Source organism: Cytobacillus sp. C11.1 (genome assembly GCF_058145115.1).
The window spans coordinates 4,770,841-4,795,747 of sequence record NZ_CM176935.1 but is presented as its reverse complement, the minus strand read 5'-3'; the positions used below and the strand labels follow the sequence as shown (position 1 = coordinate 4,795,747).

24 protein-coding genes and 1 pseudogene are annotated in these 24,907 nt (G+C 41.2%); 19 read left to right on the top strand and 6 right to left on the bottom strand.

What is annotated here, in order from left to right; all coding sequences use genetic code 11:
- Window positions 1–155 precede the first annotated feature (155 nt).
- From liaF to AC3ZVC_RS23680, 3 genes and pseudogenes are all read left to right on the top strand, one after another.
- Window positions 156–980 (top strand): cell wall-active antibiotics response protein LiaF, encoded by an 825-nt coding sequence (gene liaF / locus AC3ZVC_RS23690; RefSeq protein WP_490065519.1) that lies wholly within the window; start codon window positions 156–158, stop codon window positions 978–980.
- Window positions 981–990: 10 nt separating this feature from the next.
- Window positions 991–2,028: a sensor histidine kinase gene (locus AC3ZVC_RS23685; protein ID WP_490065518.1), complete on the top strand. Its 1,038-nt coding sequence runs from the start codon at window positions 991–993 to the stop codon at window positions 2,026–2,028.
- A gap of 1 nt (window position 2,029) precedes the next feature.
- Window positions 2,030–2,685: pseudogene (locus AC3ZVC_RS23680) on the top strand (response regulator).
- A 21-nt stretch (window positions 2,686–2,706) separates the two neighbouring features.
- Here the strand turns inward: AC3ZVC_RS23680 and AC3ZVC_RS23675 are convergent.
- The gene (locus AC3ZVC_RS23675) at window positions 2,707–3,219 is read right to left on the bottom strand and encodes an antibiotic biosynthesis monooxygenase family protein (protein ID WP_490065517.1); all 513 of its coding nucleotides are present in this window, start codon (window positions 3,217–3,219) and stop codon (window positions 2,707–2,709) included.
- Between the two features lie 410 nt (window positions 3,220–3,629).
- Between AC3ZVC_RS23675 and hemE the strand changes: the two genes are divergently transcribed.
- The 5 genes from hemE to AC3ZVC_RS23650 all read left to right on the top strand — a co-directional run bounded on the left by hemE (window position 3,630) and on the right by AC3ZVC_RS23650 (window position 10,159).
- A complete protein-coding gene (gene hemE, locus AC3ZVC_RS23670) occupies window positions 3,630–4,676 on the top strand; it encodes a uroporphyrinogen decarboxylase (protein WP_490065516.1) in 1,047 nt (348 codons plus the stop codon).
- A gap of 143 nt (window positions 4,677–4,819) precedes the next feature.
- Window positions 4,820–5,758: a ferrochelatase gene (hemH, locus tag AC3ZVC_RS23665; protein WP_490065515.1), complete on the top strand. Its 939-nt coding sequence runs from the start codon at window positions 4,820–4,822 to the stop codon at window positions 5,756–5,758.
- 26 nt (window positions 5,759–5,784) lie between these two features.
- Window positions 5,785–7,224, top strand: a complete 1,440-nt coding sequence (gene hemY / locus AC3ZVC_RS23660; RefSeq protein ID WP_490065514.1) for a protoporphyrinogen oxidase — start codon at window positions 5,785–5,787, stop codon at window positions 7,222–7,224.
- Between the two features lie 121 nt (window positions 7,225–7,345).
- Window positions 7,346–7,918 (top strand): TetR/AcrR family transcriptional regulator, encoded by a 573-nt coding sequence (locus AC3ZVC_RS23655; RefSeq protein ID WP_490065513.1) that lies wholly within the window; start codon window positions 7,346–7,348, stop codon window positions 7,916–7,918.
- 72 nt (window positions 7,919–7,990) lie between these two features.
- Window positions 7,991–10,159 carry a YhgE/Pip family protein gene (locus tag AC3ZVC_RS23650; protein WP_490065512.1) on the top strand — a complete coding sequence of 723 codons (2,169 nt, stop codon included), beginning with the start codon at window positions 7,991–7,993 and terminating at the stop codon, window positions 10,157–10,159.
- Between the two features lie 48 nt (window positions 10,160–10,207).
- Here AC3ZVC_RS23650 and yhfH read toward each other — a convergent pair whose 3' ends face one another.
- Entirely contained in the window at window positions 10,208–10,342 is a 135-nt protein-coding gene (gene yhfH, locus AC3ZVC_RS23645; protein WP_069187882.1) for a protein YhfH, read from the bottom strand.
- Between the two features lie 356 nt (window positions 10,343–10,698).
- On the opposite strand from yhfH, the gene AC3ZVC_RS23640 reads away from it, so the two are divergent.
- The 7 genes from AC3ZVC_RS23640 to AC3ZVC_RS23610 all read left to right on the top strand — a co-directional run bounded on the left by AC3ZVC_RS23640 (window position 10,699) and on the right by AC3ZVC_RS23610 (window position 18,576).
- Window positions 10,699–11,433 carry an MBL fold metallo-hydrolase gene (locus AC3ZVC_RS23640; RefSeq protein ID WP_490065511.1) on the top strand — a complete coding sequence of 245 codons (735 nt, stop codon included), beginning with the start codon at window positions 10,699–10,701 and terminating at the stop codon, window positions 11,431–11,433.
- 13 nt (window positions 11,434–11,446) lie between these two features.
- Window positions 11,447–12,436 (top strand): lipoate--protein ligase, encoded by a 990-nt coding sequence (gene lplA / locus AC3ZVC_RS23635; protein ID WP_490065510.1) that lies wholly within the window; start codon window positions 11,447–11,449, stop codon window positions 12,434–12,436.
- A gap of 193 nt (window positions 12,437–12,629) precedes the next feature.
- Entirely contained in the window at window positions 12,630–14,186 is a 1,557-nt protein-coding gene (locus AC3ZVC_RS23630) for a fatty acid--CoA ligase family protein (protein ID WP_490065509.1), read from the top strand.
- Between the two features lie 410 nt (window positions 14,187–14,596).
- Complete coding sequence (locus tag AC3ZVC_RS23625) at window positions 14,597–15,373, top strand: enoyl-CoA hydratase-related protein (protein ID WP_490065508.1); 777 nt, start codon at window positions 14,597–14,599, stop codon at window positions 15,371–15,373.
- A gap of 186 nt (window positions 15,374–15,559) precedes the next feature.
- The gene (locus AC3ZVC_RS23620) at window positions 15,560–16,570 is read left to right on the top strand and encodes an ABC transporter substrate-binding protein (RefSeq protein ID WP_490065507.1); all 1,011 of its coding nucleotides are present in this window, start codon (window positions 15,560–15,562) and stop codon (window positions 16,568–16,570) included.
- A gap of 205 nt (window positions 16,571–16,775) precedes the next feature.
- The gene (locus AC3ZVC_RS23615; protein WP_490065505.1) at window positions 16,776–17,807 is read left to right on the top strand and encodes an ABC transporter permease; all 1,032 of its coding nucleotides are present in this window, start codon (window positions 16,776–16,778) and stop codon (window positions 17,805–17,807) included.
- Window positions 17,782–18,576, top strand: coding sequence for an ABC transporter ATP-binding protein (locus tag AC3ZVC_RS23610; protein WP_490065504.1), 795 nt, complete (start codon window positions 17,782–17,784; stop codon window positions 18,574–18,576). Before AC3ZVC_RS23615 ends, AC3ZVC_RS23610 begins: the two co-directional genes overlap by 26 nt.
- Before the next feature lie 318 nt (window positions 18,577–18,894).
- Here AC3ZVC_RS23610 and AC3ZVC_RS23605 read toward each other — a convergent pair whose 3' ends face one another.
- Entirely contained in the window at window positions 18,895–19,446 is a 552-nt protein-coding gene (locus AC3ZVC_RS23605; RefSeq protein ID WP_490065503.1) for a helix-turn-helix domain-containing protein, read from the bottom strand.
- A 134-nt stretch (window positions 19,447–19,580) separates the two neighbouring features.
- Here AC3ZVC_RS23605 and AC3ZVC_RS23600 point away from each other — a divergent pair, with 134 nt between their 5' ends.
- The 3 genes from AC3ZVC_RS23600 to AC3ZVC_RS23590 all read left to right on the top strand — a co-directional run bounded on the left by AC3ZVC_RS23600 (window position 19,581) and on the right by AC3ZVC_RS23590 (window position 22,294).
- Window positions 19,581–20,309 (top strand): AzlC family ABC transporter permease, encoded by a 729-nt coding sequence (locus tag AC3ZVC_RS23600; protein ID WP_490065502.1) that lies wholly within the window; start codon window positions 19,581–19,583, stop codon window positions 20,307–20,309.
- Complete coding sequence (locus AC3ZVC_RS23595; RefSeq protein WP_490065501.1) at window positions 20,302–20,607, top strand: AzlD domain-containing protein; 306 nt, start codon at window positions 20,302–20,304, stop codon at window positions 20,605–20,607. Before AC3ZVC_RS23600 ends, AC3ZVC_RS23595 begins: the two co-directional genes overlap by 8 nt.
- Before the next feature lie 397 nt (window positions 20,608–21,004).
- Entirely contained in the window at window positions 21,005–22,294 is a 1,290-nt protein-coding gene (locus AC3ZVC_RS23590) for a M48 family metallopeptidase (RefSeq protein WP_490065500.1), read from the top strand.
- A 316-nt stretch (window positions 22,295–22,610) separates the two neighbouring features.
- On the opposite strand, the gene AC3ZVC_RS23585 is transcribed toward AC3ZVC_RS23590, so the two are convergent.
- Together AC3ZVC_RS23585 and AC3ZVC_RS23580 are read right to left on the bottom strand one after the other, a co-directional pair.
- Window positions 22,611–23,252 carry a Type 1 glutamine amidotransferase-like domain-containing protein gene (locus AC3ZVC_RS23585; RefSeq protein WP_490065499.1) on the bottom strand — a complete coding sequence of 214 codons (642 nt, stop codon included), beginning with the start codon at window positions 23,250–23,252 and terminating at the stop codon, window positions 22,611–22,613.
- Window positions 23,253–23,315: 63 nt separating this feature from the next.
- Window positions 23,316–23,552 (bottom strand): IDEAL domain-containing protein, encoded by a 237-nt coding sequence (locus AC3ZVC_RS23580; RefSeq protein WP_110065404.1) that lies wholly within the window; start codon window positions 23,550–23,552, stop codon window positions 23,316–23,318.
- Between the two features lie 200 nt (window positions 23,553–23,752).
- On the opposite strand from AC3ZVC_RS23580, the gene AC3ZVC_RS23575 reads away from it, so the two are divergent.
- Complete coding sequence (locus AC3ZVC_RS23575) at window positions 23,753–24,322, top strand: competence protein ComK (protein ID WP_490065498.1); 570 nt, start codon at window positions 23,753–23,755, stop codon at window positions 24,320–24,322.
- 102 nt (window positions 24,323–24,424) lie between these two features.
- On the opposite strand, the gene AC3ZVC_RS23570 is transcribed toward AC3ZVC_RS23575, so the two are convergent.
- Complete coding sequence (locus AC3ZVC_RS23570) at window positions 24,425–24,814, bottom strand: YhjD family protein (RefSeq protein WP_144543397.1); 390 nt, start codon at window positions 24,812–24,814, stop codon at window positions 24,425–24,427.
- Window positions 24,815–24,907: the final 93 nt, after the last annotated feature.

Here is a 24,907-nt window from a genome sequence, read left to right as displayed (position 1 = left end):
TATTGAATCAGTCTGGAGGCGGAGGCAGAAACACCCCGGGGAATGTTTCAATGAACTGGATGATTGATAGAATAATAAAGTAGTAACAGTTTGAGAGGAAATAATATAGGTTTCAGCGAATATTAGAATAGGAGAATAGAAGGAAGGGAACGCCAGTGAGATACAGGTCAGTCAATCAAATACTCTTCGCGGTAAGCTTATCGGCAATCGGAGTTTTGCTTCTCCTCATGAATATCGGTGTCATTTCCTTGGAAATAAAAGAGGTATTTGTCGTAATTTATCCTTTCATTATGTTTATTTTTGGTGCCCATTCCCTGCTGTCTGCTATCTTCAAGAAAAATTGCAGCAGAATGTTTCCAGGTTTTTTTCTGACTGTCTTTTCTTTTCTGTTGATCCTGGATCGCCTGGAAGTGATTGAGTTCGGATTTATGGACTTATGGAAGCTTTGGCCGCTGCTTCTTGTTTTTATAGGAATTACGATTTTATTGAAAAAGGATCGCTTTAAGGTTCATTTCGAACAGGATTTTCCTGCAGACATTCATGAAAAAAGCAGAGATCAGGCCGAAAGGAAAATCATTCATATCTCAAAATCCGAAAGCCCTCAGCCGCTAAAAAATATTAGAGGATTTTCTATTGGTGATGTTGACTTTAAACAGCCAAACTGGGCTCTGGAGCCTATGGATCTATATACCATGATCGGCGATTATTTCATTGATTTCAGCAAGGCGTTCATCCCTGAAAAGGAAACACCAGTCATTGTACGGGGGTGGATTGGAGATGTAAAAATGATTATCCCTGAAAATATTCCGGTAATGATTCAATCCACAATCAATATTGGAGATATCCGGATTTTTGACCAAAAAACCGGTGATATAAACAGGAGCCTTCACTATAAGTCGCCAGGTTATGATGAAGCATCAAGAAAGCTAAAAATAGCTGTTCAAGTAAAAATAGGATCCATACGGATCGATAAAGTTTAGAGGTAATATCATGAAAAAAACCGGAATCAGATATTGGTTTGTACAAAGCTTTATCATGATGGCGATTATTAGTTCATTGATTTTTTTTGTCGGTCTTCAGGTTTATTTATTCTATAATCCCGATGCACCTCTGACTATAGAAAGCACATTCTGGCTATTTTTGTATGCATTATCCATTTTATTGCTTACCGGTGCATATTTCGGGCTAAAGGGCAGCTACTTAATCAAAGGGCGGCTAGGGGATATTTTATTATATGTTTCCACATTAAGAAGCGGAAAATATACAGACATAATGGAATCATATGAAAAAGATGAAATAGGCTTAATATCAGATGAACTTAATCAGCTGGCAGAAAATATTCAGGAGCAGGTATTTTCCATGCAAAGGCTGGCTGATGAAAAATCCGTACTGGCACAAACAGCCCACTCTGCCGCTGTAATGGAGGAGAGACAGCGTTTGGCGAGGGACCTCCATGATGTGGTAAGCCAGCAGCTTTTTGCTTTAAGCATGATGTCTTCAGCTGCACTTAGGGTTTTTGACCTCGACAGTGACAAAGCTAGGGAGCAGTTAAATGAAATATCGGAGATCGCTGCCAAAGCCCAGGGAGAAATGAGAGCACTCCTCCTTCACTTAAGGCCAATCCAGCTCAGTGATGACAGGCTTTGTGATGGAATTATTAAGTTAATTCAGGAATTAAAGGCTAAGACTAATATTGATTTCCAGGCAAGCATTGATGAAATTGAAAATCTTTCGAAAGCAGCTGAAGAGCATTTGTTTCGAATTGTTCAGGAGGCGTTATCAAATGTTCTCCGCCATGCTGATGCAGGGAGAATCAAAGTAACCTTAACAGAGGAAGAAGAGTTTGTTTATCTTTTTATTGCAGATAACGGAAAGGGCTTTAATCCTCATAAAGAGAGGATCGCCTCCTATGGGCTGAAAACAATGAGAGAACGCTGTGAGGAAGTTGGAGGTATATTTAAAATCCGTTCCAAGGAGAATGAAGGTACCTATATAGATATCAGAATTCCAGCAAAGGGGAGGGGTTAAGGTGATTCGAGTTGCTGTTGTTGATGATCATGAGATGGTGAGAAAAGGGATTATTTCCTATTTGGCAACTGAGGCAGGAATAAAGGTTATTGGGGAAGCTTGCAGCGGAAAGGAAGCTGTACATCTGGTTTTAAAAGAAAGGCCGGAAATAGTCCTTATGGATCTGCTAATGGAAAACGGAAACGGAATTGAAGCAACCAGGGAGATTCTAAAAAGTCACCCAGACTGCAGATCATCATCATTACAAGCTACTACGATGATGAGCAGGTTTTTCCTGCCATCAAAGCGGGTGCATTCAGCTACATGCTTAAAACAGCAAATGCCTTAGACGTGGTCGCTGCCATTAAGAAAGCTGCACAAGGGGAGCCTGTTATAGAATCAAAAGTAGCAAATAAGATGGTTAGCCGTTTCCGTGCGCAGGAGAAAAAACCGCATGATGATTTGACTGAACGGGAGTTTGACGTTCTCATGTGCATTGGAGAAGGGATGACAAACCAGGAAATCAGTGATGAACTATTTATTGGCATTAAAACGGTTAAAACGCATGTCAGCAACATCTTGAGCAAATTGGGCGTGTCTGACCGGACTCAGGCAGCCGTATATGCCAACCGAAATGGAATTATAAAAGCAGGCGTAAAAAAGGATGAGCGGGTATAGCTCATCCTTTTTTATGCACTGTTAGTTGTCCTTTTTGGGGATATAATATTTTGTCACATACGAAGGGCTTGAGAATATTTGCGGCTGCTTGTCAATGCCGCTTTCAGTCCCGCGATTTTCATGTGCTTTTTCGTATGCTTTGGAGCTCTGCCAGTCTCTAAAGGACTTCTCATCTTTCCACAGGGTCAGGATGATATACGTGTTCGATTCAAGCGGCCGCAGTACCCGGATTGCTGCAAATCCTGGTTCATTTTCTATTAGTCCTGCCCTGTTTTTAAAGCGGTGCTCAAAAAGAGGCCTGCCTTCATCTGTAACAGGAATATTATTCAGGACAGCAAAGCCTGCAGGGGCAAAGACTCCTGAAGAATCAATTACTTCATAGGAACGCGGCTCTTTAAAAAGGGTTGCGCCTGATGTTTCGTGAATTAATACGGCATTGTCAGGATTCTGCATTGTTACCATTGTTTCATTTGGATGCTTGTCTTCAATCTTCTTCAGATAATTATAAGTTCCGCTAGTCATATATAAGTTCATTTCTTTCACCTCGCATGTTTTTTACCCATTATATGCAGATGGGCAATGCAATTTAAAAATTTTTTAATTTTAAACTTCCAATCTTCTAATTATTTCCCTTATATCAATAGTAAAAACGTCAATTTTTTGACATTTGGCCTGCAAATCTATACAAGAACAGTGAAAAAAGGATATATTCATTAAGGGACACTAGCGTGTTTCTAAATTGTCGCAGTCTAACGGGCAGTTGGACTCCCACTTTATGAATCCGAGGAATCGCAGGAGGATAGGTGGGATTCAAACTGCCCGTAAAGGCCGATTGGTTCAACTATCAATCAGAGGAGGAAAACCCCCTCTTATTGAAGTTTCACTTTATGTACATATATATTACAATAATATGCAGACAAGTCTTGAAAGGTGGATAAAATTTAATGACTAAATCATTTAACGATACATTCCTGAGGGCGGCTAAAGGTGAGAAGACTGAACATGTCCCTGTATGGTATATGCGCCAGGCAGGCCGTTCACAGCCTGAATACAGAGCAATTAAAGAAAAGTATTCCCTTTTTGAAATTACACATCAGCCTGAGCTTTGTGCTTATGTGACTAGATTGCCGGTTGAACAATATAACAATGACGCTGCTATTCTTTATAAAGATATTATGTCACCGCTTCCTGCTATTGGTGTGGACGTGGAAATAAAGTCAGGCATTGGCCCTGTGATCTCTAACCCGGTCCGTTCCCTGGCTGACGTGGAAAAGTTAGGAGAAATTCATCCTGAAGAGGACGTGCCATATGTACTGGATACCATTAAGCTTCTTACACAAGAGCAGTTAACTGTACCTTTAATCGGATTTGCAGGCGCTCCATTCACTCTTGCCAGCTATATGATTGAAGGCGGTCCTTCAAAAAACTATAACAAAACTAAAGCTTTTATGTATGCTGAACCCAAAGCATGGTTTGCTTTAATGGATAAGCTTGGAGAAATGACGATTACGTATGTAAAATCCCAAGTCAATGCAGGGGCAAAAGCTATCCAGATTTTCGATTCGTGGGTAGGCGCATTGAATGTTGAGGATTATCGTTATTTTATCAAGCCGGTTATGAATCGTATTTTCTCTGCATTAAAGGAAGAAAATGTACCGCTTATCATGTTCGGTGTTGGCGCAAGCCATCTGGCAATGGAGTGGCATGATCTGCCGCTGGATGTAGTAGGGCTGGACTGGCGCCTGCCTATTCAGGAGGCAAGAGCGAAGGGAATAACCAAAACTGTACAAGGAAACTTGGATCCAGCTATATTGCTTGCTCCTTGGGAAGTTATCGAGGAAAAAGCCAAAGCCATTTTGGACCAGGGGATGGCACAGCCAGGCTATATCTTTAATCTGGGGCACGGGGTTTTCCCTGAAGTAAACCCTGATACATTGAGAAAGCTAACAGCATTTATCCATGAGTACTCTTCATCAAAACTGAGCAAGTAGCCCTTTTTCACTAGAAACTGGCAGTCTGCAGGAAAGGAAGCTGCATACCGGATTAGCACTTTACATGAGCATTAGTTTTGGTAATCCGGCTGTTTTTTGGCACAATAAGGGACTAGAGACAGAAAAAAATAGAGGTGGATAACATGGGTAAAAAGACATTGGGTTTACTTGTAATGGCTTATGGAACTCCTTATAAGGAAGAAGACCTGGAACGTTACTATACACACATTCGCAGAGGAAGAAAGCCTTCTGAAGAAATGCTAGAAGATCTGCGAAGCAGATATGAAGCGATCGGCGGAATATCCCCGCTTGCAGAAATTACGAAAGAACAGGCTGAAAAGCTTGAACAGCATTTAAATGAAATTCAGGATAAATATGAATTTAAAATGTACCTTGGCTTGAAGCATATTGAGCCTTTCGTGGAAGATGCAGTTAAAAAAATGCATGAGGATGGGATCGAAGAGGCCGTCAACATTGTCCTTGCCCCCCACTTTTCTACCTTTAGCGTGAAGTCCTATAATGGAAGAGCAAAAGAGGAAGCAGAAAAGCTCGGAGGCCCTGATATAAAGTCTGTTGAAAGCTGGTATAAAGAGCCTAAGTTCATTAAATACTGGGCTGATCGGGTGAAAGAGACATTTGATAAGATGCCTTCCGAGGAAAAGAATTCCGCAGTGTTAATCGTTTCTGCCCATAGCTTGCCGGAAAAGATTCTTCAATCAGGGGATCCGTATCCGCATCAGCTGCAGGAAACAGCTAATATGATTGCTGAGCAGGCTGGAGTCAGCGACTATGCTGTTGGCTGGCAAAGTGCAGGAAACACGCCTGAACCATGGCTCGGCCCTGATGTTCAGGATTTGACGAGAGAATTATATGAGAAGAAGAGATATAAGGCATTTGTCTACACACCTGTTGGCTTTGTTTCAGACCATTTGGAAGTACTTTACGACAACGATTATGAATGCAGAGTCGTTACAGATGAACTTGGTGTAAGCTATTACCGTCCTGAAATGCCGAATTCCAAGCCTGAATTTATTGATGCAATGTCAGATGCCATTTTTAGATTGCTGAATGGGAGCAAGTAAAAATTAAGTAAAGAAGGCGATTTACCGTGCAGGGAGAAAGACAGAAGGTTGTTATTATCGGCGGGGGAATTACCGGGTTAACTGCAGCGTATTATTTGCAGAAAAAAGCCAAAGAGAAAGGTATGCTCTTGGATGTAAAGCTTGTGGAAGCTTCCCATCGTCTTGGCGGCAAGATTCAAACGATAAAAAGAGACGGTTATGTTATTGAAAGAGGCCCGGATTCATTTCTGGCCCGCAAGCAAAGTGCATCCAGGCTTGCAAAAGAAGCTGGCATGGAGAAAGAGCTTATCAGGAATACATCAGGAAAATCCTATGTGCTTGTGAGGGAGCGGCTTTATCCAATGCCGGGCGGGTCTATTATGGGTATTCCAACTCAAATCGCTCCTTTTGTCACAACCGGATTATTCTCGCCTGCTGCAAAGGCAAGAGCAGCAGCTGACTTTGTACTTCCTCGTTCCAACCCTGCACAGGATCAGTCGCTTGGCCAATTTTTCCGCAGAAGGCTTGGGGACGAAGTAGTTGAAAACTTGATTGAGCCGCTTCTATCCGGCATTTATGCAGGAGACATAGACCAATTAAGCTTAATGTCAACGTTTCCGCAATTTTACCAAGTGGAGCAGAAATATAGAAGCCTGATTTTGGGAATGAAAAAGGCTACAGGATCACAACAGAAAAAAGCAGGAAGCCCCAAGAAAAAAGAGGGGATGTTCCTCACGTTTAAATCTGGGCTGCAATCGCTTGTAGATGCAATTGAAAACAAGCTGGAGCCTGGCTCTGTACTTAAGGGATATCGTGTGGAATCTATCGGTAAAAATGGCAGCGGATATACAATTGCTGTCAATGGGGGAGAAGAGCTGCAGGCAGATAGTATTGTTATGGCTGCTCCACACCAGACGTTACACTCAATATTTTCTCGCTGGGGACTATTTGATCAATTAAAAGAAATGCCGTCCACTTCTGTAGCAACTGTAGCTCTTGCTTTTCCTGAAGAAGCCATTGCAAAGGATATTGACGGTACTGGATTTGTCGTCTCGAGGAATAGCGATTACACGATTACAGCATGTACATGGACACACAAAAAATGGCCCCATTCCACGCCAAAAGGAAAGGTGCTGCTGCGCTGTTACGTAGGAAGAGCGGGTGACGAGGCCGTTGTGGATTTATCAGACGATCAAATTGTTAAAATTGTGCTCGATGATTTAAACAAAACTATGAATATCACAATGAACCCCGATTTTGCATACGTAACAAGGTGGAAAGATTCGATGCCCCAATATACTGTGGGACATAAAGAGCGGATTGAAAGTGTTAAAAACCAGGCTAAAGAAAAGTTGCCGGGTGTTTTTCTGGCTGGTAGCTCCTATGACGGATTAGGGGTGCCTGATTGTATTGACCAGGGAGAAGCCGCAGTCGAAAGTGTTCTAGATTATTTATATAGCACCGAGAAAGAAGCTGTCCATTCGTGACAGCTTTTCTTTTGGAATTGGGCAACAGCATGGGTTGCTTTTTTATAATGAAGTATGTTAAATTACTATTTGAACAAAGTGACCATATTGTTCATTTGGTCATATTACATGAGGTGAAGAAATGCCAATCGATCGGAAACAGCAAATTCTAGAAGCAGCCACAAAATCTTTTTCCTTGTTTGGCTATAAAGCAACAACAATGGATCAGGTTGCAAAGCTTGCGAATGTGGGAAAAGGAACAATTTATACTTTCTTTAAAAATAAGGAAGAGCTTTTCGATGAAATTATCCATTCACTTATTACGGAGATGAAGGCTGCTGCTGATGAGGCAATTGATCCATCCCTTTCTTTTCATGAAAATGTTCACCGGGGTCTATATAAGATATTGGAGTTTCGCTTAAAACATCAGCTTACCATTAAGCTTTTCCAGGAAGAAAAGGAAATGGGAACGCCTGCCGTAATGGAAGTTATAGGACAATTGGAGGATGCTATTTTAAATTACTTGAAGGAAAAGGTTACACAGGCTATCGGAAAAGGTGAAATCCGGGAGTGTGATCCAGAGCTGACTGCGTTTGTTATGTTAAAAGTTTATATTGCGCTGATTTTTGATTGGGAACAGCGCCACAAACCTTTGGAGAAAGAAAAAATAGCCTTGCTTTTTGAACAATATATCATGAAGGGATTATCTAACTAGATAATCCTCTATTTTTTGAGTGTATTGACCAAATGAATAATTTAGTCAAATAGTTAATTGGAGGGGTACACCATGAAAAGCAGTCTTTTTAAAAAAGAGTTATCAGCGGTAGTAAAAGATAAAAAGCTCTTAATTCCGATCATTGCCGTTTTGTTTATCCCAATTTTATATAGCGGCATGTTTCTTTGGGCATTCTGGGATCCATATGATCATTTGGAGGATTTGCCAGTTGCGATTGTAAATGAAGATGCGGGTGCATATTTTGAAGATAAAGAACTGAAGCTTGGCAATGAACTTGTGGATAAGCTGAAGGAAAGTAAGGACTTTGACTTTAAATTTGTTAATAAAGAAGAAGGCTATAAAAATCTCGAAAATCAGAAGTATTATATGCTTGTTGAAATTCCGGAGGACTTCTCTGAAAATGCTACTACCTTATTAAATGATCGGCCGCAAAAAATGAAGCTGATTTATGTGCCCAATGAAAGCTATAACTTTTTATCAGCACAAATAGGGGGTACAGCAGTTGATAAAATTAAAGAGTCTCTTTCTGAAAAAGTCACAGAGACCTATGCAGAAACCATGTTTGAAAAAATGGGAGAGCTTTCTGATGGATTGGAGCAGGCCAGTGAAGGAGCGAATAAAATCAGTGAAGGAGCAGCCGAGTTAAAAGCCGGTTCACTTACATTGCAAGAAAAATTAGCTCTTTTAGCAGACAAGTCACTAAAATTTCAGGGAGGCCTCAGCAGTGCTTCCGAAGGATCACAGGAAATAGCCGCTGGTGCAAGGTCCCTATCTGATGGACTGGTGCAGCTTGAAGAAGGGCAAATTAAACTGAAAGATGCTTCAACCAAATTAGAGTCGGGAAGTGAAGAACTTTCTTCGGGAATATCCCAGGTGAAAGATGGGATGTTCACCATCAATGAAAAATTCCCAGGGTTGATTTCCGGAACTGAACAGCTTCAAAATGGAGCAATAACACTATCTTCTTCATTGGAGCGATGGCAATTCGAAGCACAGAATCTTAGTGCAGGGGCTGCACAGCTCGAGCAGAACCTGCAAGCAGTCATTTCAAAGCTTCCTGAAGACTCTGCGGAAAAAGCTGAGCTGACAGCTGTTTTGGATCAGCTTAAAACAGGTTCTGTACAGCTTGCACAGTCTGCAGGCCAGATATCGGCTGGCGGAGCGGAAATTTCCCAAAAGGCAGGACAGCTTAATGAAGGACAAAAACAGCTTCAGCAAGGAATAAATCAGCTGACAGAAGGTAGTGCAAAGCTGGAAACCGGTTCGCAGGAGCTCGTGAAAGGCCACCAGGACTTCCAGGCAGGCATGGATATGTTCGGCCGAAAATTTGCAGAGGCAAGGGAAGGTGCAGGCCAGCTAGCTGACGGGACGGCTGAATTATCCGGTGGACTTGCCCAATTATCCCAAGGATCCCTCGCTTTTGCAGGCGGAGCAAAGCAGCTTGAAGACGGAGCAGTTAAAATGGCTGAGGGAAACTTTGAAATTTATGAAGGGTCTTCAGAATTAGCTGGAAAACTCGCCGAAGGTGCAGAGCAGTCATCTTCGGCAAATGCGAATGATGAAACATTTAATATGCTGGCCAAACCTGTAAAAGTGGATAATGAAAAAATTAATGAGGTCCCAAACTACGGTACAGGATTTGCTCCTTATTTCTTATCTCTTGGTCTATTTGTAGGGGCATTATTGCTGTCTATTGTGTTTCCAATGAGGGAGCCTGCGGAGATACCCCGTTCAGGCGTGAGCTGGTTTTTAGGAAAGTTCCTTATCCTATGCGGAGCAGGGATCATTCAAGCTGTAATTGCAGCATTAATCCTGCTAGGTGGGCTTGGACTTGAAGTGCAAAGTGTACCATTATTTATTTTATACACGATCATAACAAGTCTGACGTATATATCTCTTATTCAATTCCTGGTGACAGTGTTCGGAGATCCAGGCCGTTTTGCAGCGATTATTATACTAATCTTGCAATTAACAACCAGTGCTGGTACATTCCCGCTCGAACTCATCCCAAATGCGTTACAGCCAATTAATGCCTATTTGCCGATGACTTATTCAGTTTCTGGATTTAAAGCAGTAATTTCTAGCGGCAACTTCGACTTTTTGCAGGAAAATGCTGTGATTCTATTATTATTCACTGCACTGTTTATTGCCGGTACATTTATCTACTTCACTGCTATGTATAAAAGGAGATTTGCCGCTGTAATAGAACAGTTGGATTAAAACAAGAACAAAGCCAGCCTATACCGGGCTGGCTTTTAGTATAGTAACCTATAAATCTGTCATTCCCATGCACTTATCACATTTGTTACCGTAGCACTCATGCTGCTCTTCAATTGATTTTCCACACTCTGAACATTGTTTTGCCGGTAAATTTCTAAAGAATTCCATAATGTTTTGAATCATGTTGAAGCCTCCCAATAATTTGTTTTTTTGTTCTAAATAGTTTGATTATTTAATGATATTGTATTATAACAGATTAATTTTGTCAACGGCTGTTTCAATACAATTTTAAAAAAGTGAAAAAATAGGCATAATCGAGTATATTGGACTTAGGAAAATGAGAGCTCATTTAGGCGTAGAAGCTTTGCCTGCTTTGATCCCTGAACCTTAATAATTTTCTAACTCGGGCGCAATGCGCTCTCTTGGAAAAGATTTTACATTTGAAAAATTGATTATTGTCTAGCTCCAGGCGCCATCGGCTCGAGGTCATTTCGTCGAAATGCAGGCGCCTTGCGCTTTTCTAATAAGGAGGAATAGTGATGAAGTTAACAGTAATCGGCGGCTGGGGCGGTTATCCTAAAGCTGATGGGGCAAGCTCAGGCTATTTACTGGAGCATGAAGGATTTCATCTGCTGATTGACTGCGGCAGCGGGGTACTGGCAAAAATGCAGAATTTTATCCAGCCGGAAGATCTGGACGCAGTGATCATTTCACATTATCATCCAGACCATATAGCCGATATTGGGGTTCTGCAGCATGCCAGGCTGATCCAGGGATTTTTGGGCAAAAAAACAGACACACTTCCCATCTATGGACATGCTTTGGATCAGCCGGAATTTGCCAAGCTTACATACAAAGCCATTACCCAGGGAGTGGCCTATAATCCTGAGGATGTTCTGTCAGCAGGGCCATTCAAAATTTGGTTTTTAAAAACAAATCATCCGGTTCCATGCTATGCCATGAGAATTGAAGCAGGTGGAAAAACGCTAATATATACTGCTGATACTTCCTATAAAGAAGAATTGGAAATATTTAGTGATAAAGCAGATTTGCTCGTTTGCGAATGCAATTTTTATGGGCATCAAAATGGAAAAAACGCAGGACATATGACAAGCTTGGATGCTGGAACATTAGCCAGCAAAGCGAATGTTAAGAATTTACTCCTGACTCATTTGCCTCATTATGGTGAGCTTCAGAAGCTGAAGGATGAGGCCGCAAGTAAATATAATGGCCCTATATCAATAGCTGAGTATCAATTGTCACACACTTTTTAAGGAGTGAAAAAGTATGTTATTTATAGACAACCAGGGGATAACGGATCCAAGAATAAATCTTGCAATTGAGGAATATGCGCTGAAAAACCTTGATATTAATGAAACCTATTTGCTGTTTTACATTAATGAACCATCTATTATCATCGGAAAAAACCAGAATACCATTGAGGAAATTAATACAGAGTATGTAGAAAGCAACGGAATCCACGTAGTTCGGCGGTTATCAGGCGGGGGTGCCGTGTATCATGATTTAGGGAACTTAAACTTCAGCTTTATTACAAAAGATGATGGCGAGAGCTTCCACAATTTTTTAAAGTTTACCGAGCCCGTTATTAATGCTCTAAAGAAACTTGGTGTTAATGCCGACCTGAGCGGACGAAATGACCTGACGGCAGAAGGCAGAAAAATCTCCGGAAACGCCCAATTTTCTACTAAGGGCAGAATGTTCAGCCACGGCACACTCTTGTTTGACTCGGAAATTGAAAGCGTGGTTTCCGCATTAAAGGTAAAAAAGGATAAAATCGAATCAAAAGGCATTAAATCCATCCGAAGCCGGGTCGCTAACATTTCGGAGTTTTTGGATAAAAAAATAACAATCGAAGAGTTCCGTTCAATGCTTCTTAAAAATATATTCGAAGATTTGGATGAAGTCCCTGAATACAAGCTGACAGATGAAGATTGGGAAAAAGTTCACCAGCTCTCCAAAGAACGATATCAAAATTGGGAATGGAATTATGGTAAGTCACCTAAATTTGATCTCCAGCATTCCCACCGCTTCCCAGTTGGGCAAATTGATATCAGGCTAAATGTGACAAAAGGGAAAATTGAAGACTGCAAAATTTACGGCGATTTCTTTGGAGTGGGCGATGTAAGCGATATTGAAAACAAGCTGACAGGAATCCGCTATGAAAAAACAGAAATTGAAAAAACGCTGGAAGAAGTCGACATCAAACATTACTTCGGCAATGTAACAAAAGAAGAATTCATCAATCTTGTGTACTAATTCAGAAACCGGCATCCTGCCGGTTTTTCTATGCTTGTATAAAGTTAGACAGTTAGGTGATTCAAGCTGCTAAAAGAAATTGTAAACAATTTGCTTTACTACTTGAATACAAAAATTTCTTTCAATATAATAAATTTAGAAAATTTTTTAAATAATAGTGAATGACTATTCATTCACTAAAGGGGATGTGAAGATGAATTTAACTCAGCAGCTGCATGAAACTGCGAAAAAGATGGGAAATAAAACCGCCTATTATTTTATGGATCAATCTAGTACATATGCAGAGCTTGATGGTGCTGTAACGAAATTCGCAGATGGACTCTCAAAATTGGGAGTGAAGAAGGGGGACCATGTTGCCTTATTATTGGGAAACTCGCCTCATTTCGTAATCGGTCTGCATGGTGCACTGCGCCTTGGGGCTACTGTCATTCCGATTAACCCGATTTATACACCGGATGAGATTGGCTATATTGTCAATAATGCCGATGTTAAAGCAGTGGTCACACTTGATTTATTAGTGCCACTGGTTGAAAAAATGCATAAGGCTCTTCCAAAGGTAGAGAATTACATCATTTGTGAAACCCCGCAGGGAAAGGCTTCTGACTTGGATGTGACGGCTTTATCTGTTTATCCAAAAATGAAATCGTTTACACAGCTCGTAACTTCTGGTGATTTAGGATTTCAGGGGCCTGAGCTTGGGGAAGATGAAACAGCTATAATCCTGTACACATCAGGTACTACAGGAAAACCAAAAGGTGCCATGCTTTCCCACAAAAACTTATACAGCAATGCGAAGGATGTCAGTGATTATCTGCATATGAACGAAGAGGATAGAGTTATTACCACTTTGCCAATGTTCCATGTCTTTTGTTTAACGGTTGCTTTAAATGCACCGCTGATGAATGGGGCTACTATTCTCATAGACCCTAAGTTCAGCCCTAAAGAAATCTTCAGACTGGCCAAGAAATTTGAACCTACCGTTTTTGCAGGAGTACCAACTATGTACAACTTCCTCCTTCAACATGAGGACGGGAACCCGGAGGACTTAAAGTCATTACGCCTTTGCATATCAGGGGGGGCTGCTATGCCGGTTGCGCTTCTGCACGGTTTTGAGAAAAAATTCAATGTTATGATTTCTGAAGGGTATGGCCTTTCTGAAGCATCTCCGGTTACTTGTTTCAATCCGCTCGACAAGCCGAGGAAAGCAGGATCGATTGGCCAATCAATCGTAAATGTTGAAAATAAAGTAGTAAATGAGCTTGGAGAAGAGGTTCCTGTAGGAGAAGTAGGAGAACTCGTTGTTCGCGGGCCTAATGTAATGAAGGGATATTACAAGCAGCCAGAGGAAACAGCCGCAGCCATCCGTGACGGCTGGCTTTATACCGGAGATTTAGCGAAAGTCGATGAAGAAGGCTATTTTTACATCGTTGACCGCAAAAAGGATCTTATATTGGTTGGAGGGTACAATGTTTATCCAAGAGAGGTAGAAGAGGTGCTTTACAGCCATGATGACGTTGTTGAAGTAGCCGTATTGGGGGTGCCGGATCCAAACCTTGGTGAAGCAGTAAGATGCTATGTTGTTTCGAAAAATCCGCAGCTCACTGAAGATCAGCTTATGGCATACTGTGCTGAACATTTAGCTAAATACAAAGTGCCTGCCTCTATTGAATTCCTGGAAGAACTGCCGAAAAATACAACTGGAAAAATATTGCGAAGAGCATTGAAGAAACAAGTACTTCAGACAAAATAAAAAGCAAGGGCAGACCTCATCTCTACGTCTGCCCTTTTTTCTTTTCGCTGGTTTCGCAAAGTTTGGTGCTTTCGAATCAATTTTAATCACTGAGTTGATTGGAGCGGAAGGCGCTAATCCCGCGAAAATACTATCGCATTTTCTTACGACGAGGTGTCCATTCGAGGAAGCTTATTCAACGTCCTACGGGAGTAGCTTTCCAAGGGAGAACCCGCAGACTCGGGAGCGTCGAGGAGGCTCCCGGTAGCCCCGTGGTTCGCTGAGTGCCTTATGCTGAAATCAACGGGCAGAGTTCTTATGCAAAAACAACAATCTTTACGAAAAGAACCTTTCTTTTTTAATTGAAAGGGTTTTCATGAGATTTATAGAATAGAAATATGTAGCAATGCAAATGGAGGAGAGATGTACATATGAGTTCTATCGCAGTTGAATTTAAAGAACATATTGCGGTCGTAACAATTAACCGCCCTGATGCGCTGAATGCCTTTAATTATGAAACATTAGCAGAGCTTCAGGAGTCTGCTGAAAAATTGCGCACCAATCCTAACGTGCGTGTGGTTATTTTTACAGGAGCCGGTGAAAAAGCTTTTAGTGTTGGTGCTGATTTAAAAGAGCGCAGAACTTTAACAGATGAACAAGTCCGCAGGAATATCTATAAAATAGGAGAGGTATTCTCTTTAATCGATCAGCTCCCGCAGCCAACAATCGCAGCAATAAACGGATTTGCCTTTGGGGGTGGAATGGAATTGGCTTTATCATGCGATTTCCGTATAGCAGTCTCGGGAACTTCCATGGGGCTTACAGAAACTAGCCTTGCTATTATTCCGGGAGCAGGAGGTACCCAAAGGCTGCCGAGATTAATCGGCCAGGCAAAAGCGCTTGAATTAATCTTAACGGCTAAAAGGCTTACTTCTGAGGAAGCGTTTGAGTATGGAGTACTTACAAAAGTAACGGATAGAGATAATCTGTTAAATGAATGCCTTGAATTTGCACGTGGAATGCTTGCTAACGGACCGCTGGCACTGCAGCAGGCAAAGTTTGCAGTTAAACAGGGAATGGGTGTTGACCTTCAAACTGGGTTGCAAATTGAGAGAAAAGCCTACGAAGTCATTATTCCGACAGAAGATAGAGTAGAGGCTCTAGAAGCTTTTGCTGAAAAAAGAAAACCAGATTTTAAAGGGAAATAGGTTGGCAGCAGAAAAACACGGCAGAATTTGCCGTGTTTTTTCTATTAAATTATTAAATTTTTAGAAAATAGTAAAAAAGGTCTTGAATAATGAGTGTCTTAACTATATAATTTAGTGAATAAAAGCATAAAAGCATAAAAGTGTTGAAGTGAAGAGAGATAGAGAATAAGAGGGGGATCATCTAAAATGCTTGAAAAATTAAAATCTTTTAAACCTATAGCTGCGGCAGGTGTTCTGGGAGCGGTGCTTCTTAGCGGGTGCGGCAGTGAAAGTACTAATGGAGGCAGCAGCTCTTCAGATAGCAATAAAGAAGATTCATATAAGGTGGGGGTGACCCAGATTGTTGAACACCCTTCATTGGATGCCGCACTCGAGGGCTTTAAGAAAGCATTGGAAGAGGAAGGACTCGAAGTAAGCTATGATGTACAGATCGCCCAGGGCGACCAAAATAACAACCAGTCGATTGCGAATAATTTTGCGGGTGACGGAGTGGATTTGATTTTTGCCAATTCCACGCCAAGTGCATTGAGTGCTCTTAATGCAACAAAGGATATACCTATTGTGTTTACTTCAGTAACGGATCCAGTAGGGGCTCAATTGGTCAAATCTATGGAAGCTCCGGACGGAAATATAACAGGTACAACCGATACTCATCCTGATGCCATTCCAAACATGGTTAAATTTATCGATGAACAGTTTGATGCTGGCACTGTGGGCGTTATCTATAATTCTGGAGAACAAAACTCAGAGGTGCAGATTGAAAAGATGAAGGAAACTCTGTCAAGCACAGATATGAAGCTTGCTGAAGCAACCGTTTCCAATTCATCAGAAGTAAAACAGGCGGCCGAGTCACTTGTAGGCAAAGCGGATGTAATCTACATCATTACCGATAATACAGTCGTTTCTGCTTTGGAATCAGTTATTCAGGTTTCAAACGACAATGACATACCTTTATTCGTAGGGGAGCTTGACTCTGTAAAACGCGGAGGATTTGCAGCTTATGGGTTTGACTATGAGGATATTGGTTATGAAGCAGGGGCAATGGCTGCGCAAATTTTAAAAGAAGGAAAAAAGCCATCCGAACTTCCGGTTCAATATCCTCAGAATTTAAAGCTGGTTATCAATAAAAAAGCGGCTGAAGAGATGGGGATTGAACTGAAGGACGAATGGAACGACCTTGCTGAGTTTGTGGAGTAACAACAGCAAATAATTAGGGCTTAAGCTTTTCTAATAGATAATAAAATCTTTGAACATCGAGAACTGTCTAGCTCCAGCACCTACCCCCTCGAGGTCACAAGCCAATCCTCCCAAAAAGGCAAAGAACGCCTTTCCGTGAGGCTCGTCTTGTGCTTTCGGGGGTGGGCAAGGCGCTTGCGCTTTTCTAATAGAAAGGAAGATTACTATGCCAACAGCCATCTTTGGTTCCATCGAGGCGGGAGCGATATATGCCTTGATGGCGCTGGGCGTTTACCTATCATTCAGAATATTGGATTTTCCTGACCTGACGGTTGATGGAAGCTTTGTCACAGGTGCATCTGTAGCAGCTGTCATGATTGTAGGAGGATTTAATCCGTTTTTGGCTACAATAACAGCCATGCTGGCGGGTTTTGCAGCAGGCTGCTTAACCGGGCTGCTTCATACAAAGGGAAAAATCAATGCGCTTTTATCAGGAATTTTAATGATGATCGCATTGTACTCTATTAATCTCCGGATAATGGGCAAGTCCAATGTGCCTCTTTTGTCAGAGGAGACTGCTATGACGAAGCTTACAGAATTCTGGCAGGGACTTGGGGTTGATCAGGCTATCCAGAGCATGACGGCTGCACTGGGAATGAGCTTTATACCGAAAACCTGGGGTATTCTTATCTTGATGCTTATTCTAGCACTTGCTGTAAAAGTACTGATTGACCTATTCTTAAAGACAGATGTCGGTTTGGCGATTCGAGCGACAGGTGATAATGAAACGATGATCCGCAGCTTTTCGGCCGACACAGATCTTCTTAAGATTTTTGGATTGGCCATTTCAAATGCGCTGGTTGCTTTTTCGGGAGCACTAGTGGCGCAGTATAACGGGTTCAGTGACGTCGGCATGGGAATTGGCATGATCATTATCGGTCTTGCATCCGTTATTATCGGAGAAGCTATTTTTGGTGCAAAAACAATTGTAAGGGCTACCCTGGCCGTAATCGGCGGAGCCATTTTATATCGGATTATTGTAACGCTGGCATTAAGGGTTGAATTCCTGGAAACAGGAGATATGAAGTTGATTACAGCAGTAATCGTTATTAGTGCACTTATCCTTCCAAAGCTTATTCAGCAGCAAAAGGAAAAGCAAAGAAAGCGTCGGAGGCTAATGCAAGCAAAAAAAAATCAGGCATCTAATGCTTACGGGAAAAGTGGTGAACAGCTTGCTGCAATTAAATCAGATTCATAAAGTGTTTAATGAAGGAACACCTGATGAAAAAATCGCTTTGCACCGTATTGACCTGAAATTAAAGCCAGGCGACTTTATGACCGTTATCGGCAGCAATGGGGCGGGAAAATCAACTCTTATGAACATGATTTCAGGAAAATTGATTCCTGATATGGGGGATGTTTTGATTGATGGTTCCGATGTTACCCTTGTAAAGGAGCATAAAAGATCCAAGCTAATTGGGCGGGTTTTTCAGGATCCTATGGCAGGTACGGCTCCATCCATGACGATAGAGGAAAATCTGGCCATTGCATACTCCAGGACAATGACACGCGGTTTACGCAAAGGCGTTTCTAAAAAAAGACGTGAATTTTTCCAGGAGAAGCTTGAAATGCTGCACCTTGGACTGGAGAATAGGCTTTCAGCCAAAGTCGGGCTATTATCAGGCGGTGAGCGGCAGGCCTTATCCTTATTGATGGCTACTTTTACGGAACCGAAAATTCTGCTGTTGGATGAGCATACAGCTGCATTGGATCCGGCACGTGCAGAACTGATTACTAATCTTACAAAAGAAATTGTTGAAACTTACAAACTCACAACCTTAATGGTAACGCATAATATGCAGCAGGCACTCGACCTCGGGAACAGGCTGATCATGATGGACAAAGGCCAGATCATCTTTGAAACCAATGAAGAACAAAAACAAAATCTGAGTGTGGAAAAATTGCTGGAGGAATTCCAGAAAATCCGCGGCGAAAAAATGAGCAGTGACAAAGCTGTATTGATTTAAATAGCAGACCGGACAGGGCGTAATGCCTGGTCCGGTTTGTTTAGTTGGAAAAGACAGTGTTTGTGCGATAGAGGTCCACAATGAAACTAATATTTATCTGAATGTTAATGGGGGCAGAAAATTGTCACACCCAAGATGAACTGTGCCAAATGTAAGATGAATTTTTTAAGATGCTGGATAAACTTTCAATCTTGTAAGATAAAAAGAATTCGATGCCGGATAAATGCTTAATGCTGTAAGATAAAATGGAAAATATGCTGGATAAATGGAATAAGCCCAGAAAAAAGCATACCGCCTTTCAGCGATATGCCAATAATTTTATGGATAATACATTACTGCCTGATACCGGATCAATTCTTTGCCGATATTTTTATAAGTATGGGCTTTATTTGCAAGGAATTTAACGGAGTTGCCTGTACGGACTGTAATCCGCTGGTCGCCGATTACCAATTCAAGTGTGCCTGACATGACGGTGATATATTCTTCAACACCTTCATTATGCTTATCAGATGTATGCTGGCAGCCTGGCTCAATTTCTACAGTAAAGATCTCAAATTTCTTGCGCGGGTCAAACGGGAAAACGGGATATACCCTGTAATTACCCATGCTTTCCATAATCGGAGTAATCGTTTGTAATTCTATAAAATGCACATCAGAGGACTCCTCATTAATAAGAGAGGAAAATGAGACTTGGAGACCGCTGGCGATTTTCCAAAGGGTAGTGACAGTTGGATTGGATTCTCCCCGTTCAATTTGCCCAAGCATTGCTTTGCTGACACCAGTCAATTCTGCAGTGGCATCAAGGCTGTATCCTCTTGTTTTTCGAATATTCCTCAGGTTTTCCCCAATACTTTTTTGAATATTCTCCATTATATCCTCCAAAATCATTGTGTAATATAACGCACGAATGTATAATATGTTATATTAAATTGTCGTACTTTATATTATGTCTATTATAGTATATTTTCAGAACCTATTATTATATTTTTTGGGCGGTGAACGAATTGGCAGAAATTGCAGTCAACAAGCCTGCTACTGAGTACAGGAAAGGATTCCAGTCAGGGATCAGCATCGCGATTGGGTATGCCCCGGTTGCCTTGACATTTGGGCTGCTGGCAAAAACAACCGGGCTTTCAATTGGCGAAACAGTATTAATGAGCTTTCTCGTGTTTGCCGGTGCAGCGCAATATATATCGCTGAGCCTCCTTTCATTGGGAACAGGAATTTTTGAAATTATTCTGACGACCTTTATAGTGAATATCAGGCATTTTTTGATGTCCACTTCCCTTAACGAAAAATGGGAGGACGACCAGATAGCGAATAAAGCTATCCTATCCTTTGGAATTACTGACGAAACCTTTTCAGTTGCTGCAGTCCGCGATGAAAAGGTAACTAGCGGATATATGCTTGGACTTATCTCTATTTCTTACTCCAGCTGGGTGGTCTGCTCGGGGCTTGGGCACCTGATTGGGGCGAGTCTTCCGCAAACCCTGCAGGAAAGTATGTCCGTTGCGCTATATGCCATGTTTGTTGGCCTCCTTGTTCCTTCAATGAAAAAAAGTGCTAAGGTAGTATTCCTTGCTGCACTGGCCGCATGCTTTAATATTATTTTTACTTTGACCAATGCTTTATCAACAGGCTGGGCAATCGTATTGGCAACACTTTTATCTGCTGTAATTATTGAATTGATTGAAATGGTGAAAAACAAGCAAAGGGGGCAGGAGCATGAGTAGCCAAATGGTATGGATGATAGCTGGCATGGCATTAGTTACCTATATTCCGAGACTCTTGCCTTTCGTGCTATTCAAAGGCAAAGAACTGCCGGGCTTTGTTCAGGGAGTCTTAAAAAATGTTCCCTATGCCACATTAGGGGCACTTATTTTTCCTGGAATCTTATTTATAAATGAGGATATTTGGTTCGGGCTGCTGGGCGCTTGTGCCGCTTTTATTGCCGCCTTTTTAGGAGCGAATGTCATTGTAGTCGTTTTAGGATCTATTGCTGTTTTATCTGTATATTCGTTCCTGATTTAGATATGATAATGATAGATTGTGCATTAAACCGGTTCAGCATAGAGCCGGTTTTTTCTTTAGAAAATTATTTTGCGGAAATGATTTTAAACGAGCTATAGACATAAGACTTAAAGCTGCAAAAATATCGTTTGGCCGGTATTTTATAAGGCCGGTAGATCCTAATGATCAGCCGGTAAATTCATTTTCACCTGCTGATCCGGAGTCGGAAAACTGCATTTGGCCGATAAACATCGCTCATTGGATGAAAAATCATGGCAGCGGCCTTGATGTAATATTTGGAAACAGCGGCAGGGAGCACCAGCCCTAATCATTGAATGAATGTCCAACTAAAAGTTCTAATTACAGATTTTTATACTAAACTAATTATAGAATGGTTGTACCAAAAGGGGGGAATCGGATGGCAAGAAAATTAGGCTTTTACGGCGCGTTAGCCTTTTGCTTATACGGCTTATTTTTTTATTGGTATTTATTTTACTTTGCGGATAACAGTCTGCCGTTTGAATATGAAGGCTCAAGGGCAGACCCTGCAACATTCCTGAACGGCAGGGAACTGATGCTTAGTGAGGAATATTCAAAAATAAGAAATTTACTGTTTTTCATCTCCACACCCTTTGAATGGATTTTCTATTTATTCATTCTTCTATTTGGTTTGTCAAAGGCTTTTAAAAAATGGGCGGAGCAATCAACACCATATAAGTTTCTGCAAACAGCCATTTATCTTATTTGGCTTTCATTCTTTGCGTTTATAGCCACGATGCCATTAAGCTACATCAGTTTTTCATTATCGAAAACCTATAATATCTCGACTCAAAGCTTTAGCGGGTGGATGAAGGATGAGCTCATTGATTTTTGGGTTAATTATGGAACGATGGTCCTTATTGTATCGGTTTTATATTGGCTGATTAATAAGAGCAAGAGAAGATGGTGGCTTTACGCATGGCTTCTATCTATTCCCTTCACCTTATTTATGATGTTTTTGCAGCCTGTTGTCATTGACCCTCTTTATAATGATTTTTACCCTTTAAAAAATAAAGAACTCGAAACCAAAATACTTGAACTCGCGAATCAGGCCGATATCCCGGCTGAACATGTTTTTGAGGTCGATATGGCTGAAAAAACAAATGCGCTGAACGCCTATGTAACAGGAATCGGCTCTAATTCCAGGATTGTACTTTGGGACACAACACTGAATAAATTAAATGAAGACCAAATTTTGTTTATTATGGCACATGAAATGGCCCATTATGTCGAAAAGCACATCTATATCGGAATCGGAGGCTACTTGCTGCTGTCCCTCCTGGGCCTTTACCTGACCGCTAAATTAATGGAAAAGGCAATTGATAAATGGGGAAGGGCCCTTAAAATTCCTGCTGTAAATGATATAAGGTCCTTGCCATTATTCTTAATGATTCTTTCAATGCTTTTGTTCATTTCCAGCCCGTTGACCAATTTGGTTTCGCGATACCAGGAAACAAGGGCTGATCGTTATGCGATTGAAATGACCGAGGATTCGGATGCTGCTATCGAAACATTTCAGGAGCTGACAAGGGCAGGCTTGAGCCAGGTGAACCCGCCTCTACTTGTGAAAGTATTCCGATATGGACATCCAACCATGCTGGAACGGATTTCTATGCTGGAGGAGTTTGAAATTAAACAGAAACAGAAGGAGAGAGAGCAGGCTCAATAAGGGATGCCCATACTATTATATTGGCTGTGTTAAAGCTAATTGTTGTTTTTAGCACCCTGTTGATTGGAGCGGAAGGCACGAGATCCTCGAAAATGCATTCGCATTTCCTTCGTGCGGTGTTTTTACAAGGAAGCTTATTCAGAGTCCAGCGGGAGAAGCGAGTCAAAGCGAGTCAAAGGGAGACTCCATAGGCGCTAAGAGCCGGGGAGCGTCGGACCGCCCGCTGTTCGCTAAGTGCCTGAAGCGGAAATCACCAGGCAAGTTTAACAGAGACATTCTATTAAGAAGATAAAAGCAGGCCCATTGGGTCTGCTTTTTAGATCTTATTATATGTATGTATGCTTCCGTCCTTAAAAACAGGTATTTCATTATTAAAATAAATACCTGCTCCATCATCAATTCCATAACCAATTGAAGCACCAGTCCTTTTCATAGCCGCCTTTAAATTTTCCCTTTCGTTCCATTTTGTAAAATGGACACTGATAGCACAATCACTGATCAATCCGAGCCCATCAAGAAAAAGATGCTGCTTTTTCGGCGTGTCAACTGGAGGGATTATACAATGCTCCGGGCATATTAAAGCCCCTGCCGAAAAGCCTGCTACGGGGATACCTTCCCAATACATCTTCCTGATGCATTCACCAAGTCCTGTTTCCGCTATATAGCTCCTGTATTTTTCTGTTTCGCCGCCGCCAATTATGATTCCGGAGCAGGAGAGCAGTTCCTCAAAAAGTGAAGCTGACGGAGAAGAGGACAGCGGAAGATAGGTGAAATCTTTAACTCCGTATTGCTTTAAAGGCCTTGTATACTTGTCCATATAGTTTATCCAGCCTTCCCTTTCCAAAAAGAGTACTGCTACTTTGCTTGTAGAAACAGAAGAAAGCCCTGCAAATTTTCTTCCTGAAATTTCTCCGAAAGGCGGGTTGCCGCCCATTAAAAATAAATGCCTGTCACTCATGAGTCATTCTCCTAACTGTAAAAATAAAATCCCCCGCTTTTGGCGGGGGGCAACTTTAATTTGCTAAGTACCGAAACGTTTGGAAAGTTCCCTGTACTGATTTGATAAATGGATAAATGCCGGCTTGTTTCCTTCGTCAATGGCTGCGTCCACTTTTTTCATTAATTTTTCTTTTTCTGTGTTCAGCAGGATCTCAGAAATCAGCATGTCAATGTAAAGGTCAAGAACAAAGGACTCTTTCTGCTGCTTGCGCTTCATGGCGCTCGCTTTCATTAATTCGGTGTATGATTTTTCCTTCATGGAAATCACCCCTGATGCTTTTTAATATTATATGGAATTCCTTCTGAATATTCAACTAAGTTTTTTAAATTTTTAGAAAATATTTTCGTGGATGTCGAAAATGTGAATAATTTAGCAACTATTATCGAAAATTAGTAATTTTTAGATTAATTGGTGTTATTATGAAAAAGCGGCGGTATACAAGAAAAGGAGATGAAAAAATGAGAAGCCCAAATACTCAGCTAATCGAAGAATATGAAATCAATCCAAATACGATGATTATCAAGCCTCTCCCTTATGGCCTTAAGGTTTATTCACAAATTTGGGAGCTTGATGAAGAATTGACTTCCCCATTTAAACCCATCGAAATTATTAAAAAAAGCTGCAGGTTTTTCGGTTCAAGCTATGAAGGCAGAAAAGAGGGAACGCGACAATTGACCGGAATAACCCACAAGGCTCCGATTACAATTGACCCCACAAACTTCATTTATTTTTTCCCAACAACCTCTCCAAGCAATCCTGAATGCATTTGGATCGCACAGGAGCATATTCTCTATTACAAGCGGACTGATGACGGAAATACCGAGGCGGTTTTCAAAAATAAGCAAAGTTTTATTCTTCCAGTGTCTTATAATACTTTTAATAACCAGCTGCTGAGGACAGCATTGCTAAAAACAACTCTAATAAGCAGGATAGAAGAATCAGAGAGAAAGGCAATATACTTTTTAAATGGTTCCAGAAGTTTGAATGCTTCGGAGAGAGCGGGAGCTTATGGTGCAAGAAGGGATTAGGGATAGCAGGATAAGCGAGAAGCATGCATGTTTTCATGCTTCTGTTTTTCCGTGTATATTACAATATTAAAAGCAGGCTCTTCCCATTACAAATTTATCGAACTAATTTGCTTTTAGGTTTTTGCCAGTTCCGGCCACATGCCTTTTAAACAGATAATATACCATTAGCTCCTGAACTTTGTTGCGGATGCGGGGATTAAAGTAATTATGATGCTCCTCGTAGCCTTTATAAAGAAACATGAACATGGTAAACGCGTCATCTCGTTTAATTTCATGAACCTTGAGCTGGTTTTTGTTCATATAGCGTTTGACTTCTGACAGTTCATTTTGTATGACTTTCAGGGTTTCTTCAACTAAATCCAGATAAGGCTGTTTTAGTTTGAATGGGCTTTTATTAATAACAATCAGATCACGGTTTAAAATGGTTAATACCATTGGCAAATAGATAGCCTGTTCCATTACGTTACGGTCTTCCTCAGGAATTCTCGTCATAATCTTTCTACTCCCTTAATCAAAAGTTGCCTGCTATTACACGAGCTTGCAAGTTTCATCCAAATAATCTTTTTAGAACAAATGTTCTTATTT

Bases quoted from the DNA above. Each gene is read 5' to 3' on its own strand.
- AC3ZVC_RS23685 (WP_490065518.1), top strand. From the start codon at position 991: ATGAAAAAAACCGGAATCAGATATTGGTTTGTACAAAGCTTTATCATG.
- AC3ZVC_RS23675 (WP_490065517.1), bottom strand. From the start codon at position 3,219: ATGAACTTATATATGACTAGCGGAACTTATAATTATCTGAAGAAGATT.
- hemE (WP_490065516.1), top strand. From the start codon at position 3,630: ATGACTAAATCATTTAACGATACATTCCTGAGGGCGGCTAAAGGTGAG.
- hemH (WP_490065515.1), top strand. From the start codon at position 4,820: ATGGGTAAAAAGACATTGGGTTTACTTGTAATGGCTTATGGAACTCCT.
- AC3ZVC_RS23655 (WP_490065513.1), top strand. From the start codon at position 7,346: ATGCCAATCGATCGGAAACAGCAAATTCTAGAAGCAGCCACAAAATCT.
- AC3ZVC_RS23650 (WP_490065512.1), top strand. From the start codon at position 7,991: ATGAAAAGCAGTCTTTTTAAAAAAGAGTTATCAGCGGTAGTAAAAGAT.
- yhfH (WP_069187882.1), bottom strand. From the start codon at position 10,342: ATGATTCAAAACATTATGGAATTCTTTAGAAATTTACCGGCAAAACAA.
- AC3ZVC_RS23640 (WP_490065511.1), top strand. From the start codon at position 10,699: ATGAAGTTAACAGTAATCGGCGGCTGGGGCGGTTATCCTAAAGCTGAT.
- lplA (WP_490065510.1), top strand. From the start codon at position 11,447: ATGTTATTTATAGACAACCAGGGGATAACGGATCCAAGAATAAATCTT.
- AC3ZVC_RS23630 (WP_490065509.1), top strand. From the start codon at position 12,630: ATGAATTTAACTCAGCAGCTGCATGAAACTGCGAAAAAGATGGGAAAT.
- AC3ZVC_RS23625 (WP_490065508.1), top strand. From the start codon at position 14,597: ATGAGTTCTATCGCAGTTGAATTTAAAGAACATATTGCGGTCGTAACA.
- AC3ZVC_RS23620 (WP_490065507.1), top strand. From the start codon at position 15,560: ATGCTTGAAAAATTAAAATCTTTTAAACCTATAGCTGCGGCAGGTGTT.
- AC3ZVC_RS23615 (WP_490065505.1), top strand. From the start codon at position 16,776: ATGCCAACAGCCATCTTTGGTTCCATCGAGGCGGGAGCGATATATGCC.
- AC3ZVC_RS23605 (WP_490065503.1), bottom strand. From the start codon at position 19,446: ATGGAGAATATTCAAAAAAGTATTGGGGAAAACCTGAGGAATATTCGA.
- AC3ZVC_RS23595 (WP_490065501.1), top strand. From the start codon at position 20,302: ATGAGTAGCCAAATGGTATGGATGATAGCTGGCATGGCATTAGTTACC.
- AC3ZVC_RS23590 (WP_490065500.1), top strand. From the start codon at position 21,005: ATGGCAAGAAAATTAGGCTTTTACGGCGCGTTAGCCTTTTGCTTATAC.
- AC3ZVC_RS23585 (WP_490065499.1), bottom strand. From the start codon at position 23,252: ATGAGTGACAGGCATTTATTTTTAATGGGCGGCAACCCGCCTTTCGGA.
- AC3ZVC_RS23580 (WP_110065404.1), bottom strand. From the start codon at position 23,552: ATGAAGGAAAAATCATACACCGAATTAATGAAAGCGAGCGCCATGAAG.
- AC3ZVC_RS23575 (WP_490065498.1), top strand. From the start codon at position 23,753: ATGAGAAGCCCAAATACTCAGCTAATCGAAGAATATGAAATCAATCCA.
- AC3ZVC_RS23570 (WP_144543397.1), bottom strand. From the start codon at position 24,814: ATGACGAGAATTCCTGAGGAAGACCGTAACGTAATGGAACAGGCTATC.